Annotated in this window: 18 protein-coding genes and 1 pseudogene; 6 read left to right on the forward strand and 13 right to left on the reverse strand. The window is 66.0% G+C overall.

Annotated elements, in window-relative coordinates:
* Nucleotides 1-10: 10 nt before the first annotated feature.
* The 9 genes and pseudogenes from ABZW60_RS08735 to ABZW60_RS08775 form a co-directional block, all read right to left on the reverse strand.
* A complete protein-coding gene (locus tag ABZW60_RS08735; protein WP_355475140.1) occupies nucleotides 11-445 on the reverse strand; it encodes an RRQRL motif-containing zinc-binding protein in 435 nt (144 codons plus the stop codon).
* Nucleotides 442-750: a DNA cytosine methyltransferase gene (locus tag ABZW60_RS08740; protein ID WP_355475865.1), complete on the reverse strand. Its 309-nt coding sequence runs from the start codon at nucleotides 748-750 to the stop codon at nucleotides 442-444. The genes ABZW60_RS08735 and ABZW60_RS08740 overlap by 4 nt, the downstream gene beginning before the upstream one ends.
* 207 nt (nucleotides 751-957) lie before the next feature.
* Nucleotides 958-1,446 (reverse strand): annotated as a pseudogene (dcm, locus tag ABZW60_RS08745) (DNA (cytosine-5-)-methyltransferase); the annotation flags it as partial.
* Between the two features lie 16 nt (nucleotides 1,447-1,462).
* Nucleotides 1,463-1,789 (reverse strand): hypothetical protein, encoded by a 327-nt coding sequence (locus tag ABZW60_RS08750; RefSeq protein ID WP_355475141.1) that lies wholly within the window; start codon nucleotides 1,787-1,789, stop codon nucleotides 1,463-1,465.
* A gap of 248 nt (nucleotides 1,790-2,037) precedes the next feature.
* Nucleotides 2,038-4,305 (reverse strand): cell division protein FtsK, encoded by a 2,268-nt coding sequence (locus ABZW60_RS08755; protein WP_355475142.1) that lies wholly within the window; start codon nucleotides 4,303-4,305, stop codon nucleotides 2,038-2,040.
* A gap of 20 nt (nucleotides 4,306-4,325) precedes the next feature.
* Complete coding sequence (locus ABZW60_RS08760) at nucleotides 4,326-5,321, reverse strand: hypothetical protein (protein WP_355475143.1); 996 nt, start codon at nucleotides 5,319-5,321, stop codon at nucleotides 4,326-4,328.
* The gene (locus tag ABZW60_RS08765) at nucleotides 5,318-5,554 is read right to left on the reverse strand and encodes a hypothetical protein (protein WP_355475144.1); all 237 of its coding nucleotides are present in this window, start codon (nucleotides 5,552-5,554) and stop codon (nucleotides 5,318-5,320) included. The genes ABZW60_RS08760 and ABZW60_RS08765 overlap by 4 nt, the downstream gene beginning before the upstream one ends.
* Complete coding sequence (locus ABZW60_RS08770; RefSeq protein ID WP_355475145.1) at nucleotides 5,554-6,195, reverse strand: Pycsar system effector family protein; 642 nt, start codon at nucleotides 6,193-6,195, stop codon at nucleotides 5,554-5,556. The genes ABZW60_RS08765 and ABZW60_RS08770 overlap by 1 nt, the downstream gene beginning before the upstream one ends.
* Nucleotides 6,192-6,440 (reverse strand): DUF6284 family protein, encoded by a 249-nt coding sequence (locus ABZW60_RS08775; RefSeq protein ID WP_355475146.1) that lies wholly within the window; start codon nucleotides 6,438-6,440, stop codon nucleotides 6,192-6,194. The genes ABZW60_RS08770 and ABZW60_RS08775 overlap by 4 nt, the downstream gene beginning before the upstream one ends.
* 197 nt (nucleotides 6,441-6,637) lie before the next feature.
* On the opposite strand from ABZW60_RS08775, the gene ABZW60_RS08780 reads away from it, so the two are divergent.
* The 3 genes from ABZW60_RS08780 (at nucleotide 6,638) to ABZW60_RS08790 (ending at nucleotide 9,473) form a co-directional block, all read left to right on the forward strand.
* Nucleotides 6,638-7,492, forward strand: a complete 855-nt coding sequence (locus ABZW60_RS08780) for a winged helix-turn-helix domain-containing protein (protein ID WP_355475147.1) — start codon at nucleotides 6,638-6,640, stop codon at nucleotides 7,490-7,492.
* On the forward strand, nucleotides 7,489-8,166 hold the full coding sequence (locus ABZW60_RS08785) for an HAD family phosphatase (RefSeq protein ID WP_355475148.1): 678 nt from the start codon (nucleotides 7,489-7,491) through the stop codon (nucleotides 8,164-8,166). Before ABZW60_RS08780 ends, ABZW60_RS08785 begins: the two co-directional genes overlap by 4 nt.
* Before the next feature lie 257 nt (nucleotides 8,167-8,423).
* Nucleotides 8,424-9,473, forward strand: a complete 1,050-nt coding sequence (locus tag ABZW60_RS08790) for an LPO_1073/Vpar_1526 family protein (protein ID WP_355475149.1) — start codon at nucleotides 8,424-8,426, stop codon at nucleotides 9,471-9,473.
* Between the two features lie 162 nt (nucleotides 9,474-9,635).
* Here ABZW60_RS08790 and ABZW60_RS08795 read toward each other — a convergent pair whose 3' ends face one another.
* From ABZW60_RS08795 to ABZW60_RS08805, 3 genes are all read right to left on the reverse strand, one after another.
* Nucleotides 9,636-10,034 carry a hypothetical protein gene (locus ABZW60_RS08795; protein WP_355475150.1) on the reverse strand — a complete coding sequence of 133 codons (399 nt, stop codon included), beginning with the start codon at nucleotides 10,032-10,034 and terminating at the stop codon, nucleotides 9,636-9,638.
* A gap of 209 nt (nucleotides 10,035-10,243) precedes the next feature.
* Nucleotides 10,244-10,633, reverse strand: coding sequence for a hypothetical protein (locus ABZW60_RS08800; protein ID WP_355475151.1), 390 nt, complete (start codon nucleotides 10,631-10,633; stop codon nucleotides 10,244-10,246).
* Entirely contained in the window at nucleotides 10,630-12,666 is a 2,037-nt protein-coding gene (locus ABZW60_RS08805) for a hypothetical protein (RefSeq protein ID WP_355475152.1), read from the reverse strand. Before ABZW60_RS08805 ends, ABZW60_RS08800 begins: the two co-directional genes overlap by 4 nt.
* A 1,014-nt stretch (nucleotides 12,667-13,680) precedes the next feature.
* On the opposite strand from ABZW60_RS08805, the gene ABZW60_RS08810 reads away from it, so the two are divergent.
* A complete protein-coding gene (locus ABZW60_RS08810; RefSeq protein WP_355475153.1) occupies nucleotides 13,681-14,163 on the forward strand; it encodes a hypothetical protein in 483 nt (160 codons plus the stop codon).
* Nucleotides 14,164-14,484: 321 nt separating this feature from the next.
* The gene (locus ABZW60_RS08815; RefSeq protein ID WP_355475154.1) at nucleotides 14,485-14,871 is read left to right on the forward strand and encodes a hypothetical protein; all 387 of its coding nucleotides are present in this window, start codon (nucleotides 14,485-14,487) and stop codon (nucleotides 14,869-14,871) included.
* 247 nt (nucleotides 14,872-15,118) lie between these two features.
* Here the strand turns inward: ABZW60_RS08815 and ABZW60_RS08820 are convergent, their stop codons facing one another.
* Nucleotides 15,119-16,069: a CHRD domain-containing protein gene (locus tag ABZW60_RS08820; protein ID WP_355475155.1), complete on the reverse strand. Its 951-nt coding sequence runs from the start codon at nucleotides 16,067-16,069 to the stop codon at nucleotides 15,119-15,121.
* A gap of 253 nt (nucleotides 16,070-16,322) precedes the next feature.
* Between ABZW60_RS08820 and ABZW60_RS08825 the strand changes: the two genes are divergently transcribed.
* Entirely contained in the window at nucleotides 16,323-16,514 is a 192-nt protein-coding gene (locus ABZW60_RS08825) for a hypothetical protein (RefSeq protein WP_355475156.1), read from the forward strand.
* Nucleotides 16,515-16,519: the final 5 nt, after the last annotated feature.

Here is a 16,519-nt window from a genome sequence, read left to right on the forward strand (position 1 = left end):
TCGAGTTCGGTCAGGCCGCGGCCGGGTAGCCGGTCGGGTGGTTGGCGGCGTCGATGCAGTCAATGCAGCGGCCGTCAGAGGTGGGGATGCAGTAGCTCGCGACGGCCCCGCAGAGTCCGCAGGTACGGCGGGCCTGCATCGCCTTGTCCAGCGCGTTCAGCTGTGCCGGCGACGGCACGCGGGCCGGTCGGGCGAGGTCGAGCCGGTACAGCCACGCCCACCGCTTGCCGTTGCGCCAGACCAGCAGCGCGTACGGCTCCTGACCGCCCGGACACATCCGCATCGCCCGGAGCTGACGGCGGGTGGCGAGCCCGGCCGGGGCCCATCGGAACCGGAACACGGGGGTTCCGTGGTGGTCCCAACCGAGGGCCTGTTGGCCGTTCCACAGCTCGATCCATCGCGACGCGGCCGGGTGCAACGTGGCGCGGTCCAGTGCCGTGCTCATGCCGTCACCCCCGCGCCCGCGTTGGCGTGGTGTACGGCGTTGGTGCGGCGAGCGACCCACTCGAACACCGGGACGGCGACGCTGTTGCCGAGTTGGGCGTACCGGTCACGATCGGACTGTGGGATGCCGTGGGAGGTGGCGGTCCAGCCGTCCGGAAACCCTTGCAGACGTTCGGATTCCAGCGGGGTCAGCCGGCGCGGCCCGGTGTGGGACTGAACCACGTAGGTGACCATCGACGGGTCCTGTTTGTCGTTCCCGCCGTGGCTGACCAGCGAGTGCGCATGCGCCGGTGCCCAGGTCGTCATGCCGCCTCGGTCGGCTGTGTCGTCGCGGTCGCTGCGACCTGTTCCAGCGCCTCCCGCAGTGGCGGTGGCAGGTTGCGGCGTCGGCGCGCGGTGCGGGTGAGGATGCCCCGGCAGACGGTCGGGTTCAAGGAGTACGCGGACAGGTGCGGTCCGGTCTCCACAATGTCCAACAAGGACGAGGCGACGGCGTCGGTGGGGTACTCCGAAACCGCGACCGTCCAGTACCCGCCAGGCACTTTCCATCCCGAGCTCGGCCAGGTCCGCGAGGACACGTCCGAAGTCGCGGCCGTCGTTGACCGACAGAAGGCCAGGGACGTTTTCGCCGACGAACCAACGGGGACGAAGGTCCGCCAGCAGTCGCGCGACGTGCACCCACAAACCTGAGCGTGGGTCGTCCAGGCCGCCACGACGGCCGCGAGATGAGTTTCCTTGGCAGGGCCACCCGGCGGCGAGGACAGTACGGCCGGGAACAACTCCAACTGAGATGAGGTCATCAGCGGTCACCTTCGTGAGGTCTTCGAACAGATGCGTCGCGGGGAACCGGTCGGCCAGCACGCCACGTGCCCGCTGGTCGATCTCGACAGCGGCCACGGTGGGGATGCCGGCGCGGTGGAACCCGAGGTCGATGCCGCCGATTCCGGCGCACAGCGACACCAGATGCAGGGGCCCGGCGGCTTGCTCGACAGGTGCAGTCACGACGTTCTCCCTTCTGTCAGCGGTGCTTGTTGGTGTGGTTGAGCAGGCGGCGCCCGATGCGCTCGCGGCGACCGAGGCCCTTGCAGCGCGGGCAGTTGCGGAACGTCCGGCCGGACGGGGACCGGGACTTGCCGGACCCGTCGCAGCGGTCGCAGTTCGCGTACGGCCAAACCGCACACGCCAGCAGGTAAAGCCCGAGGATCACGAGTCCGCCGACGACCAGGACGGCGATCCGTTCGGTTTGACTGAGGGCGGCGGCCGCGGCGGTGTCGCCGAACCTGGCGAGCGCGGTGAGGATCAGCGCGGCCCCGCCAGCCACGACCGATTGGACAGAGTCAGCCATGATGATCACTTTCTGTAGTCGATTGCGGGTGTGACGGGCCGGGCCGACGACCCTGTGGGTGTCTGCCTGGTTCGGTGAGGTGGGACGGTTAGGTGCCGGGGATCGGGTTAGGTTCCTAACTCCGACCGCCCGACGGGGCTAATGTGGCCGTGACCTGCGGAAAGTTAGCGAGTGAGCCGAGTTAACCGGGGGCCGGAAACTGCTGGTCAGAGCCCGATTCCGGGCAGTTTCCGACCCTCGAACTGGGGCTAACTCGCCAGGCCGCCGGTCTCGCCTCCGCTCTCGTCCGCATCCCCGCCGCACTGCTCGCGGCGCACGATCGCGTCACGGACGGTTACCGGGTCGAGGGGGTAGCGGTTCCCCGTCGAGGGGACCTTGATGCCGTGCTCGCGCTCCAGCAGCTCCCGCAGCGCCTTGCCGGTCAGGCCCTGGTACGGCGTCCAGGTCGGCGCGTGCCGCTTGAGCAGGGCGGGCACGTCCGCGATCGGGCGCGGGTCGTCCCCAAGCACCTCATCGAGGTCTGCGAGCAGGTCGCGGGTCTCGATCGGCACCGGCTTGCTGTCCGGGATGGTCTTGCCGAGCTTGGCGATCGCGTCCAGGGACCGCTGGATCAGCGGCGTGACCTGATCATGGCCCTTGGCGACGTCGAGGTAGTACCACTGCAAGATCTCCGACCGTTCGCCGCTGAAGCCCTTGACGACAGCGGTGCCCTTGTCGGTGCCGGGGATCAGCTCGGTCGCCCGGTGGCCGGCCGCGTACGCGCCCTGACCCAACAGGGCGTCGTTGGCGACGTGGTCACCGACCGCGAACGCGATCCCGTTGGAACAGTTCCGGGTCACGTCCCGCGGCATCGAGTCCCGCGTGGGTGCCTGCGTAGACACGATCATGTGAATGCCGCGCTTGCGTCCGAGCTTCACGATCTCCACCAGCAGTTTCGAGATCTCCTTGCCGTAGGTGTCGTCGGTGATCGCCACGTGCGCCTCTTCGAGCAGGCAGATCAACGGGTGCAGCCCGACACTCGCGCTCGCGAGTTCACGGTTCACCGCGGGCTGCTCGTAGCGGATCAGCAGCTCACCGCGCCGCTGAACTTCTTCATGAACGTTCACGAGCTGGTCGCGGATAGCTTTCATGGAATCGTCGTCCGCGCCCATGATGTAGCTGGCGCATCGGGGCTTGAACACCTCGAAGTCGAAGTTCGTGTCTGGCACCCAGATCCGCAGTTCCGCGGTCGGGTCCAGCGCACACCCGGCCATGATCGCCCGCGCCGCGCTCGACTTGCCCTGACCCGGCATGCCGCCAGTCATCGTGTTGCGTTCCATGATCGGCGCGAGCAGCGCGTCACCGCGCAGCGTCTTCCCGGACGGGACACCCTTGAACACGTCCACCAGGCCACCGGACAGCAGCGGGTACTCACCCGCACCTTCGGCCAGCGCGCCCTTGTCCGCGATCCACACGTCCAGGATCCCGGCCTCGCTGCCGGTCGTCGGCCACACCTCCTTCGCCGCCCGATGCAGCCCCGTCGCGAGGTCGCCACGACGACGCGCGATCTTCTCGGCCGTGACACCGGCAGGCAGCCTCACCACCGCGTGCGTGCCGCGACCATCAACGCGGGCGGGGGTGATGAACTGGAGCTTCAGACCGGCTTTCAGATACTGCGTGATCGCCGGGATCCGCAGCGCCTCCAGCGCCCGCGCGATCGTGGTTTCATCGATCGCCGCGTCCCACTCCGCATCGGCGGTCGTGACCAGCCACGCCGGCGGCTCCGCGCGCCGCTTACCTTCCCGCCAGGCCGCGAGCACGATCAGGAACGGTGCCGCGATCGACAACGCCGACCACGCGAACGCACCCGCCGCGATCACGAGCCCGATCAGCGCGAAGAACCCCAACCACACTCCGGTGAACGAGCCGTGCCCGGTCATCTTCGTGAGGACCGCGATCACGAACACCAGCAGGGGCACCCCGATCGTCAACGCCACCGAGACCTTCAAGACACCCCACGCCAGCTTCGGCAGGTCCATCAGACGCCGATGCCGGCGGTCGGTCGCGGACTCCTTCCGGTCGGTCCACTGCTTCAGTTCCTCGCGGTCCCCGACCGCCTCGGCGGCCTTGATCTGGCGCCGGTAGACACCCATCGTGGACGCGTCCCACGCCCGCTTCGCCCACGACTCCAGACCCTGCACGACCGTGAACGACTCCCGCAGCACGGCCTTGCTCGCAGTCTTCGTGCGGTCATGCGTCGCGACCGTCTTCGACGCCCGCGCCACCACCTGTGTCGTCGTCACCGCACGCCGTACCAGCGCGCCACGATTGGCCAGACGCTGATCCAGCGCAGCCGACTCCTCGTCGGTCAGGATCTCACCCTCGATCACCTCGACGTCGACCACATCGTCGGTGGTGTCGACGCGTTCGGCGGACTCGTGAACGATGCCCTGCGCAACGTCCTGCACGTCGTCCTGTACCGAGTCCTGCGGGCGGTTGTCGTCGTTGTCGGGGTGAAGCTTGTGCACGTTGTCCATGCCTGCTCGCTCCTATCGATTCAGGCCGCGACCGGGGCGATCTCGCCCGCCGCGTCCGTGTCGTTCGAGGTGGCCTCAGAGGTGTGCTGCGGGGTGGTGGTCAGCTCGTCGCGGACAGCCGCGGCGACCTTCGCGGACAGGCCGGTTGAGCAACCGGTCGTGTGCCGCGCCCACGCCGGTGTGATCTCGTCGGCCGCCGTACCCGGCTCGATCGCAGCCAGGGCCTCGGTCACGTAGTCGGCCAGCAGCTTGCGGCCCTGCTTCGCGGGCTTGGCGGGCTTCCTGCGCGACCGGGAGGTCTTCGGCTTGGAGTCGGTGTCCGCAGCCGTCTCGGCGCGCTCTGCGGGGCTCTCCGGGCTGTCGCCAACCGCGGGCAGCTCAGGGGTCTCCGGGTCGGAGTCGCCCCGGTGAGATGCCCCCGCCGCGGTCGCCGCGCCAGCCAGGGCCGCGGTGCGTTCGGCGCGCAGCACGGCTTCGGTCAGCCGGTCCCGCAGGACCGGCGCGGTCTCGGCAGCGCAGAACACCAGCAGCGGCGGAACCGAATGCAGCACGATCCCGGCCACGTCCTTGTGCACGATCGAGGACCAGGTGTTCATCACATACGTGGCGGCGAACGCGAACCGCTTCGTCCACGCGATCCAGCCGGTGCCGTCAAAGACCTGATACCGGGCGGTGATCTGCTCGGCGCGCAGGACCGCGATCAGCACCAGCGACACCATCGGATCCAGCAGCCAGGCCGCGAACCACGGCAGCGACCACAACGCGGCGCCCTGCGCGGCGAACGCCTGAACGTTGACCATCGTGAACGCCAACCCGAGCACGATCCCGACCCACATGCAGCGGTCAACCTGCATACGGATCGACTCCACCCGCAGCGCCACCACGTCAGGGTGAATGGACAGCGCCCGCACCTGCGACGCCTCAGCGGCAGCCGTCCGCAGCCGCTCAACGCTGTTCGGCTTGGACCCGGCAGCCAGTGCCGGCGCGGTGGCCGGGGTTTGTACGGGCGCGGTCATCGCACGTCACCTCCGCCGAGCTGCGTAATGACCCACTCGCCCGCGTCCGGCAGCGTGTTGGCGGTGTGCAAGACGTGATCGCCGCGCCATACGATCCACGCCGTCCCGAGCGCTGTACGCGGCGAGACCACCTGCATCAGGTCGTAACCCGCGACCTTCCACCAGCCCAGATCGACCCGGACGAGATCCGGGAGGGGCATCTCGACAACCTGCGCAGTCATGAGCGCGGTCATCACGCACCCCCGCCCAGCAGCAGTGGCCAAACGATCAGGTTCGCACCCGCGATCGTGGCCAGCATCGAGACCTGCAACAGCCGGTGCTTCAGCCAGCTCAACCGGCTCAGCACGACCGCCTGAGCGCACACCGCGTCCACGGTGTCCTCGCTCGCGATCCGGGCCAGCAGACGTGCCGTGGACAGCTGCCGCACCGTGCCGAAGTACAGCAAACTTCCGCTGTTGTGCTTGGTCTTCCGAGCCCGCAGGACCGGAAGCACCACCGCGACTGCGAACATGAGCGCGATCACAAGCAGAACCGCGCCGATGGTTACGAACACACGCGCCGCCGTGCCGATCCGGTCCAGGTGGGTCAGGGTGAACACACCGGCCAGAACGGCGGTGTTCAGCGTGGTCACGAACGCGGCCTTCGTGTCGGCCTTGCCGATCGATCCGCCGACCTCGCCCAGGACCCGCCACGCCATATCGAGGCGGTCGGCGTCTTCGGCGTCACGGCCGTCGATCTGCGCGAGCGTCGCCTCAACCTGCGCCCGGCGCAGTCGCGCCGTCTCGGTCGCGTCCGATGATGCCCGGTCGGCGGCGTCCAGGCTGTCCAACGCCGCGTCGTACTGCTTGCCCCTGCCGGTCAGGTTGACGCTCATGCCGCGCCCTCCGACTCCGGGTCACGGTCGGCCAGCTCCCGGCCAACCTCCAACACCCGGCGCTCCGCACGCCGCTTCCTCCGCGTCACCAGCTCCGACGCGTTCGGGCCAGCCGTGATCACCGCGATCTGCGCATCCAAGAGGTCCAGCTCGGCCTCGATCAACGGCCACTCCGCCTCGATACCGGCCAGATCCGCAGCTGTCGGCTCCTCGCCGCTGACGGCCGTCAGGTGGATGATGCTCATGGGTTGTGCTCCTGTTCAGACGGTTAGTACGACCCAGGCGTCTCGGCGGGTGCCACCGCCGGGACGCCACCTGACTAGTCGGACTAGCCTGCCTAGCCAGGTTCCGGTAGACAGAAAGCTACATAGGCTGGCTAGTCAGGTCAAGCATCTGGACATGATTGCCCTAGCCTGCCTAGTCAGCTAGTACGATTGGCGGCATGGAGCAGCAGCTAGATCCGTCTGACCCGCGACCGCCGTTCAAGCAGGTCGCCAACGCTCTGCGCGCGGCGATCCTGACGAAGAAGGTGAAGGCGGGAGAAAAGCTCCCGTCTCAAAACGAGCTGGCGACGCAGTACGGCGTTGCTCGGATGACCATCCAGCAGGCGCTACGGATCTTGCGCGACGAGGGCCTGATCGTCTCTCGCGTCGGCAGCGGCGTGTACGTTCGCGAGCAGGCGGACCAGGCGGTCGGTCTGCGTCCGCACATCGAAAAGGCATTCGAGCAGGACGCCGTACGTATCGACTTCGCCGGACTGACCGGTGAAACGCTGCTTGGTGCCCTTGAGGAACCGATCGACCGCATTCGACGTGGCCGCCTGACTCCCCAGTCGATCAATATCCGCATGCTCCTGCCGGATCTCAATCAGCCGATTGCGGTGCCGTCGCGTGCTGGAGAAAATCCGGGGGATGATCCCAGCGTTAGGGCGCGCGTGGCAGGCATCGCGCACCGCTCAGCGGGAGAGATCATCCAATCTGTCCGCGAGCTCGGGGAACTGGGACTCGTCCCGAAAACCACAGTGGAAGCGCGTGTGGTTGTTGGGCTTCCGATGATGTTCAAGCTCTACGCACTGAACGATGAAGAGATCTTCTTCGGGTTCTACCCAGTCGTAGAGCGAGAGGTTGAGATCGAAGGAAAGACAGTCTCGATATTTGATGCCGTCGGCAAAGACACGGTCCTTTTTCACCACTCGACTAGCGACAACGACCAGGCCACAGGATCGCAGTACGTCGATCAGGCGAGGCGATGGTTCGAAAGTCTTTGGAGCACGCTTGGGCAGGTTCGTGAACTGTGACTGTTGATCCACTCAGGCAGTTGTTTGCATCGGCCGAAGCGGTCCTCTTCGACTTCGACGGGCCGATCTGCTCCGTGTTCGACGGATATCCTGCCCAGCGCATCACCGGCGAGCTTCGCGACTTGGCCGGCACTCATCCGCACGACCTAGACGAGGCACTGCGAAAGGCCTCCGGTCCTCACGAGTTGCTGCTGGCAGCCGCCGATGATCCGCAGCTCGCCACCCGGCTCGAGAAGGCTTTGCAGGCTGCCGAGCTGACAGCTGTGGAGTCGGCGCTGCCCACTCCAGGCGCGGCGGAGTCGCTAGCCGCCTGCCAGCGCAGCGGGAAGCTGGTCGCGATCGTGAGCAACAACTATGCCGAAGCCGTCATGCGCTACCTCGCCCGCACCGGCCTAGCTGACCAAGTGGCGCACGTCGAGGGACGCGATCCCTCGGACCCGACGCTGATGAAGCCCAGCCCGCACCTGATCGAGAACGCCACGAGAGCACTCAGGGTCCACACAGCCGCCTGCGTGTTCATCGGAGACCAGAGCAGCGACATAGAGGCAGGCAAGACAGCGGGCGCACACACGATCGGCTACGCCAACAAGCCCGGCAAGGCTGACGCCCTCGCGGTAGCTGGTGCCGAAGTGATCGTGCAGACAATGACCGAGGTGGCCGGCGCGCTGCAGTGATGTTCGGCCTACGCGACCTCCGGATCCTCTTGCAATCGATTGCTTGAGTGCAACCGGGGTCGGATCTGGCAGACTTTGGCCATGAAATGGCTAAGCGAGAACCTGCAATACGTCGTCCCAGTGATAGTCGGAATTCTGACGATCTTCGCGGGATTTAGGATCATCACTCGCCGTCAGAGACAAACCCAAACTGGCGGCGACAAGAGCCGCAACATCCAAGCCGGGCGTGACATCACGATCAGACGGGGCGATGAGGATTGAAAGACCAGTCACAGCACGGCGGCGATGACTCAGTCAACGTACAAGCGGGTGGAGCTGTCAATATCGAGATCCGAAGCGGTGTCACGGCCGCCGAGGTAACCGATATCGCACTGAGCATTGCCCGTGACAACATGGTGCAGCTTAGGGGTTACACGCAGGAACTCGTGGATGCTCGAATCGAGCACTTTGTCGATCTGTTCATCAAACGAATTAGCGAGCATCCGCGAGCCCACCTTGATGCCGTCAAAGATCCCGACGTCCAATATTCCTTACTCGTCGCCGAGAAGGAATATGCGCGCTCGGGTGACGGGCGCACCGCGGAACTATTGGTGGACTTGCTCGTCAATCGCTGCACCTTGGAGGAACGCGGCCTCCAAGCTCTCGTGCTCAATGAAGCGATCGACACTGTCGGCCGCCTGACAGCCCGACAGATTCGCACACTCACGGCCAGTTGGCTTGTCACGCGAGTCGTCGGACCACAGGTTGACGACGCAGCCACTTACTCTCAATGGTTGACCGAGTCAATAGGCCCATTCTTCGATATTGGGGAGCACATTTCTGAGTACCAACATCTTGCATTCCTTGGCTGCGTATCCTTCGACGGACCAAATCGGGCGATCGGCTATGTCGTTGGCCAACTCCACCCGTGGGCGTTTGCCAAAGGCTTCAATCGCGAAACCATAGTTCCATCGCTGAGGAGTTTCAACAGCCTATTCAAGCCTTGCGTCAACGATCCGAGTCTTCTGCAGGTTAATGTCGGGAAGCGCACCTCGCTGGATGAATTGGCTGAGCTGAACCGTCTCGACGTCAACGAGGCAGCCACATTGCGAAATCTCTTTACCTCGAACATCATGTCGGAGTGGGAGGTTCAGGAGAGATTGGTGGCTGCGCATCCGCCCGCCGACCAGTTCATCGAACGCTGGAACAACAGCAAGATGCTGCAGGTCAATGTGACTTCCGTGGGTCTCGCGATCGCCTATGCAAACTGGACGCGTTTGCTCCATGCAGGTGGGGAACTCTCGGTGTGGATACCAGAGAGCATCTAGAGGGCTCCAGGTGTTCCTGTCCCAGGCGAGACCAGTCTCCAGGGAGGGCCTGAAAGGCAACGAGGTACGGCGAGCCGTGCTTACGAGGCCGCCACCGGGTTCCACGGTTCAGTCCCGCTCGCGACGATCAAGAATGTAGTCCCTGGACTTGCTGACGCGGTGTCACGGGGCCGACGGTGGGCGTTCACAAAGACCCGCGGCAACGGCTGTCACCGTCGCATCGACGACGCCCGCGTCCAAGGCTCGATCGGCTGCGTCGCTGGCGGCTGCCTCAGCGCGATCGGGCAACGAATCCGCCGCGTAGCCGACGGCACAGGCAGTCAGAACTGCGCAGCTATTTACCAGCCCCTCAGGACTTTCGTGCTGCGAATCCTCGGCTCCATGATTTCTCATGACCCCTGTCAGGCAGTCGAGCGCCGCCTTGACGGTGGACTCGTCCTTGATCGATGGACAGGCCCTCAACGATCCCGCTTCCTCAACCCTGCCAACGACTTCCAACGCGCGTGGTAGGCAATATCGAAGCGTCCAATCCGCCCACATGTACCCGACCTCGTCTGTCATGATCGCAGCATAGCGATCAGGCAGAGCTTGGCTCCCTCATCGCCACGACCGGTTGTGCGCGTCCTAATCGAGCAAATGCCTGGCCGGTTTGCACCGCGCACAAACCGGACCGAGCGGCCACACCGCCGAGTCCCAGCCCTGGTCATAGGTTGCTGGAACTCGACGGCTGGATGGGCCAACGTAGGCCCCAGTTGCCCGCCGGGGTGGCGCTACGCGATGCGCCGGCCGCCTGGCACTCGCTGGCACCAGCGCGGAACGCCAAGGACGCGGGCGATCGCTCCTTCGATTCGTCGTACGTCGGACACCGGCAGATCGCGGCGAAGGGGCAACATCACCTGGCAGGTGAACCGCTCCTTCTTGTCGAGGTCCCTGAGGTGCTCACGGGTCCGGTCGCCGGCGTCCGACTTCGGCCGGTAGGCGCTACCGACGTAGTCGACGATGAAGCCGTTGGTGATCGGGTCTCGGTGGCCGAGTAGGTAGACCGCGATGGGCCAGCCGAAGGCCGAGCCGGCGCGGCGGATGGTAGGACTCGGATGATCGAGTGCCTTGCCTGCGACAGCGCAGAGATCGCGGTACCGCGGGGCGGTGAGTCGGGTCACTCGTCGTCCCCGTCGTCCCCGTCATCCTCGGCGTCCCACTCCTCTTCCTCGTCGAACGCCTCGTCGTCCTCGGCGTCGTCCTCGGCGCTGGCCTCGTCCTCGGCGTCGGGGAGTTCGTCCTCGTTGAAGCTCGCCAGCAGGTCGTCCTCCTTGACGTACCGCGCGTACAGCTTCGACAGGGTGTCAGGGAGCTTGTCGTAGACCTCCGCTGTGGTCATTCCGAGCTTGGCCATCAGCATGGCCCCGCTGGCATCCTTGGCGGCCACCATGTCCCGGAGGCTCGTCTGCGCGGCCACGAGGAGTTCGAGAAGACGCGCCTCGGTGGCCTTGTACTTGTCCTCCGGCGTCAGGTAGACCGTTGGCGCTTCCCCGGTCGAAGTCGACTCAGGCGTGGGGATGGTCCCGCCGGTGAACGCCAGCGCGCGCACACCCATGTTCCCGTTCTCCCACGCAGGCGAGAAATGGATCGGGTCCCCGTTCTTGTCGAACACCTGGGAACCTTCCACGTCGAACTTGCGCGGCCGTTCGAGGCGTTCGCCGTCGGCCCACGCCACCGCGTCAGCGAGGACGTTGACACCACCGGCGGTCTTCGCCAGCTCCTCGATCACCTTCTCCACGCTGCCACGGAGCGACGAGATGCCCTTCACCGTCGAACCCTGGTCACCCAGCAGAAGTCCCGAAGCGCACAGCGCCGGACCGCCGCGAGCCATGAGCTCGGCCAGCGCCGAGGACTCGAACACGCCAGCGAGGACGTCGTCCAGGCACGTCTTGCGGAGGGACTCGCTGTCCACGCCGGTGATGGTCCACATCTCCATCAGCCGGTCGGGCGTGAAAGCACGCATCAGAGAGCGTTCCGCGGAGTCGTCGGCCTTGTCGAACTGCCGCACGATCAACGGCCCGACGAGCTTGGCGCGCTTGACCTTGGTGAGGCGGGCCCCGTCTTCGGTGATGAGGAAGTCCCGAAGCAGACGGTCGTTCGCATCGTCGCACACGGCGTGAACCAGCTTGGCGGCGCGGATCGACGGCTTGCCATCGACGTCGGCGACGCGACCGAGGATCGCCTCGCCGTCCCCGGACGACATGCTCCCTTCCTTCATCAGCGTCAGGACGAACCGCTCACCGATGACGTTGCTCTGCGCAACCGCACTGAACGGCCGCGGCTGCACGTGGACGCTCTCCACGTAGTCGTTGATGATCGCCGGGAAGTTGTCGGTGATCGGGGTGACCATGTCGCCCTCGACGGCGGCAACCACGATCAGCGCCGGCATCATCGCCGCGCGCGCCGCGCCGAGCGCCTTCAGGGAGGTGGGCGTGGTCTCGAACCGCTCGATCAGACGCTCGTGGGTGTCCCGCAGGTGCTTCAGCGGCGACTCGCTGTGCTCGAGCGGGGCCCCGGGGTCGACCTCGGTCAGTTCGTGGCAGGCTTCGGCGCGAGTGCTGCCCTCCACCGTGTGCAGGAACCAGTGCTCCTTGACGGAGCCGTCAGTCGCCTTGACGTATGCGCGGGCGAGCACGACCACCGGCGGGTTCCAGATACCGCGCGGGTTGCGCGCGATCTGGGTAATCAGGTCCTGGGACCGGATCTCCTCGGCGCTCAGGCGCACGGCTGCTGTCATGTCCGCCAGCGACGCCGGATGGTAGTCGACGATTGCTGGCTTGTGGTGGCGACCGATCGGCCACGGCCGGGGGCGGGCACCCTTGGTGGAAGAGGTCTGGATCGCGTAGCGGCTACGTCCGTTTCCTCCGTCGCCGGAGACCAGCGAGGTCCACACCGGGGTCGGCTGAGCGAGCAGGATGTAACCGTCGGGGGTCTGGATCTCCTGCAGGTGACCGAGCGGCGACTTCGAGTCGATCTGAGTACGTACGTCGGCCGGGTCTACCATGGCGGCCGCCATGACGAACGCGGCGTCCGGCGGCAGGTTGAACGCGGTCTCGAACCGCTTCGCGGCGTTCTTGATCGCGGTGCCGTTGGCGATCTCCGGGAAGTCGATCGACTGGCCGGCGATCGTGAACGAAGTCGTGTTGTACGACATTGGACGAGTTTCCTCTCAAGCGGGTGACATGGCGCCAAATCCGGGCGCAGTCCGCGAGAACTCGTCCCAGGGGCCCTTCCAACAAGTGGCGTGGGTCCGATCCGGCGACCGAGCTAACTCAGGAGCCCACCTTGAGGTGTTCGGGCTGACGATCGAGGCCCGGCGGGACAGCCGCGTACGGCAGCTTCTCGTCGGGACTCGACCCAGAGGCCCACTCAGAAGTGGTCCCGACGAGGTCGGTCGTGGATCAGGGTACCAGTCGAATGACTGTCCGTGTCCAGCAAGATGGCCTGAGCGAGCCCATGCAGGGAGGGTCTCAAAGCGGGTCTCATCCGCCACCGTTCGGGACCGTTCACCGACGGCCGGGGCATCTCTGATCCTGGCTCCCGACGAGCTGCTGAACCTCTCTGAACAGTGAATTGCGGTCTTGGAAAGCGTGTTGGGGGCAACCCCTCACGAGTTCGAATCTCGTATCCTCCGCCACTCTCCGAGCGGCCGACCGACCAGCTTTCCACCTGGTCAGAGCAGCATTCGGCCGCGCAGAGGGAATGAAGTGAGAACGACCCGGCCGCATCAGCGACCGGGTCGTTCTCGTTCGTAGTCCCAACAGGCTCGCTCAGGCCGGTACTTTGACCCCTGCAGCTCAGCGCCGATCTGGAGAAGGTCTAAGACCGGCCCCGGTCAGACGCGCCTGGCCGGGGAAGGCGCGGAGCCAGCTGGACCGCTGACTCCGCGCACAATGCTGGCCCCTGAGTCCTGACGCGAGCATGGATCGAGGACAAGAAGCCCTCCGGCGCCGCACTCGCCCGGCACGCAGGCGTACGCCTTCCTCGGCCGCCTCTGGCGCCGCGACTGGGAGGCCGAGCTGGTCCCCGCATGACAGGCAAGACAAGGGCCGCGCGCGGTACGGGTGCGGTACGGGCAGAGAGATGGCAGCGACAACGCCTACCGTTCGGGACGCATTCAGCGGGCGGGCACGAGCCTGCTCGGGGGACATCTCGTTGGAGGGTATCGATGAAGGCAAGCATTCTGAGGGCCACGGTAGGGCTCGTAGCGGTGCTGGGCGGGTTGTTGGTCGCAAGTCCTGCGCAGGCAGCCGACGGAGCGGATTCTGTTCGCGTGCGCTACCCGAGTTGGACCTCCGTCAGTGGTGGGCTCGCCACCGCGAATCTCGACTTCGTCGGGCAGAAAACCGTCGTCTTTCGCAACTTCACGGTGCGCGACATTTGTCCCGGTGACGGCCGTCCGGTGCGGGCCTACATGACGATGTGGGGGACCAACGGAGTCCGCAGGACTTGGGCCTCCCCGAAAGCCGACACCAATGGCTGCGGCCCCAACGGCACGAACTTCGGGACTGTCACCCTCAAGACCAGCTTGACCGTGGCGCGAGCAGGCCTGACGGTGTGCGTCTACACAAACTCCGCCGGCAACCTGCGCTGTGTGTACAGCGGCGGCCGAGACAACCCGTACGTCAGCGCGCCGGGAACGGGCCGTTAGGCGGCCCGCTGTCTGAATAATCTGCAAGCCGTTCACACGCCTCAGCGGTGGAACACCGGGAAGGCTTGCGGGCCCCGAGAGCCGCTCTGACGGCGGCTAGGAACAGCTCAGAGCGCGGTTGTCGCTTGTGCGACCGGCCCTCTGATCGTTCAGGGTCTTAACGGGTCTCCACAGCCCCCTCAAGCCGACTCGGCAGAACCCTCACTTCCGTCCACGTGCGTTGACACGCCCGGGCCACCGGCGTAGGACGGTAGAAGGCCGGTCTGGTCGGAGGGGGGCTCCGAAATCACCAGCGGCACCTGTCGGGAGGGGGAGTAAGCCATGTTCAAGCGCATCTGCGCAGTATTCGGCACAGCGATCATCGCGATGACAGCCATCGCCACCACTGCGGCAGCCGACCCGAAAGGAGACATCATCCCGCTGAGGTGTGACAACGGACAGACGGTCGAAGTTGCAGTCAACGGCAATGGGGACTTCACGCCTGGTCATCTCGTGGGGGGTACCGCGGTCTATGTCGTGCAGTCCTTGGATGCGACCTTTACGTTCACCCCGCCAGGAGGGCCGACGGAGACCCAGCACTTCGTGAGGTCCAAGGCCAACCTCCACGGGGACCTCGTCAACTGCACCTTCGACTTCACCGATACGTCGCCAGAGGGGACCTTCCACGCATTCGGGACCGTCGTCGTCTTCATCACGCCGGCGTCATAACGAACGCGCTCCCTGAACGGAGAACAACGCTCGCGCACGAAGGCTGCGACGCAGCCTCGGTGATTGTTGCGCGCTGCCGCTCAATTAGTCGCTTCTCGTGTTTCAGCACTCGACCGAAGAGCGGCTGGAACACGAGGGTGGGCAGACCTGGCCCTGAGGACTCCCCCGGCACAAGCCGGGGCGGCTCCCTGGTCTGGGAGCCGCCTCGGAGTCGTTCCGTCTCGGTTGGGCCTTCAGATCGAACTGGCTAGCCGTTGATGAACACGTAGTCAGCCTCGTAGGGAACGTTGACGATCGGCGTGGCCTGCGGGTCGCAGTGGCCGGTCGGGGCGACGCCGCCGACCGTGTTGAGGCGCAGCACCTCGACGGCGTTCGACAGCAGTCCGGAGGAGTCACCGATCTGGGTGGCGTCGAGGTCCAGTTCGGCGATGTTGCCCGCGCCGTTGGCGTTCCTGGTGACGACCTTGCCGGTGACAGCGCTGCCGTCGGCGGCCTGCCACTGCGGCGGGCCGGCGGTCGGCTGGACGAAGGTGTGGTGGATGCCACCGGTGAGGCGCGCCTCGACGTTGTTCTGCGTGAAGGCGAACGAGCCGTCGAGTTGCATGGTGCAGGCATAGATCTGGCTGCCGAACACCACCGACTCCTGCAGTGCGGCCACTCCGGTCGTGCTGACCGCGTGACTGAGCAGGTGCAACTGGGCACGTACGGCGCCGTTCGGGAAGTCATTGTTGCGCAGGTCGGTGTAGAAGCCGCTCGGGTCGGAGCGCAACGCGTCAAGCACGGTCGGGTCGGTGACGGTGACGCTGCCGGAGGCGAAGCTACCCCTTGGGCGCGGCGTGGTGAACAGAGGCACGACGACGGGGCCGTCCGCTCCTGTGCCGGCGGCGTGGATGGCTGCCTCGGTCGGGGTGCTGATGCCGCGCCAAGACACCGAGTAGCTGAGCGTGTTGCCCTGGATGCCGATGAGTTCCAGCGCCTGCCCGTCCGGATCGCCGCCGGCGACCTCGTTGCGGCCCTCCAGGCTCGCGACGAGGACGGCGGGTGCTGCGGCCGGGGTGCCCGGCACGGTGATTCCCGCCAGCGGTGTCACCTGGGTGCTCGCTCCCGCCGAGCCGACGGCAAGGGTGGCGGAAGCGGCGGTCGCGACGAGGGCGGCGCCGATGCCGCGGGCCACGCGGCGTCTTGTGCTGTGAGACATGGTGCTTGTCCTTCCGGATCTGCGGCCGACGCTTGTGCACGGCCCGCATCGGGTAGCACGTCGATTTGCCGGTTTGGGCCCAGCCGGAAGGTGCGACAAAGCTCACTGCCGGCCGCCTGAACCGAATCAATGCCGCATGCGTGTCCCCACCAACCTGGCGAACGAGGATGAGTAGCAGGCGAACAACCTCGCGGGGGAACTGGAAAGCGTGTGGGGCGACCCTCACGAGTTCGAATCTCGTATCCTCCGCCAGGTGGAGCACGTCGGTAAGTTCAGCTCGGTCAAGGAGCAGGGGACGGCGATCTGGATCGGCGTCCGCGACGCCGAGCATCCGTGCGGTTTCGCCGAGTTCAGCGTCGACCCGGGCCGTCACCCCGGTGACATGACCCGCATCTACGTCACCTACTACAACATCATCACGCCCACCGGCGAGCCCCCGGAGTAAGGAAA

The sequence above is a fragment of the Kribbella sp. NPDC003557 genome, from assembly GCF_040610805.1.
Taxonomy (GTDB): Bacteria; Actinomycetota; Actinomycetes; order Propionibacteriales; family Kribbellaceae; genus Kribbella.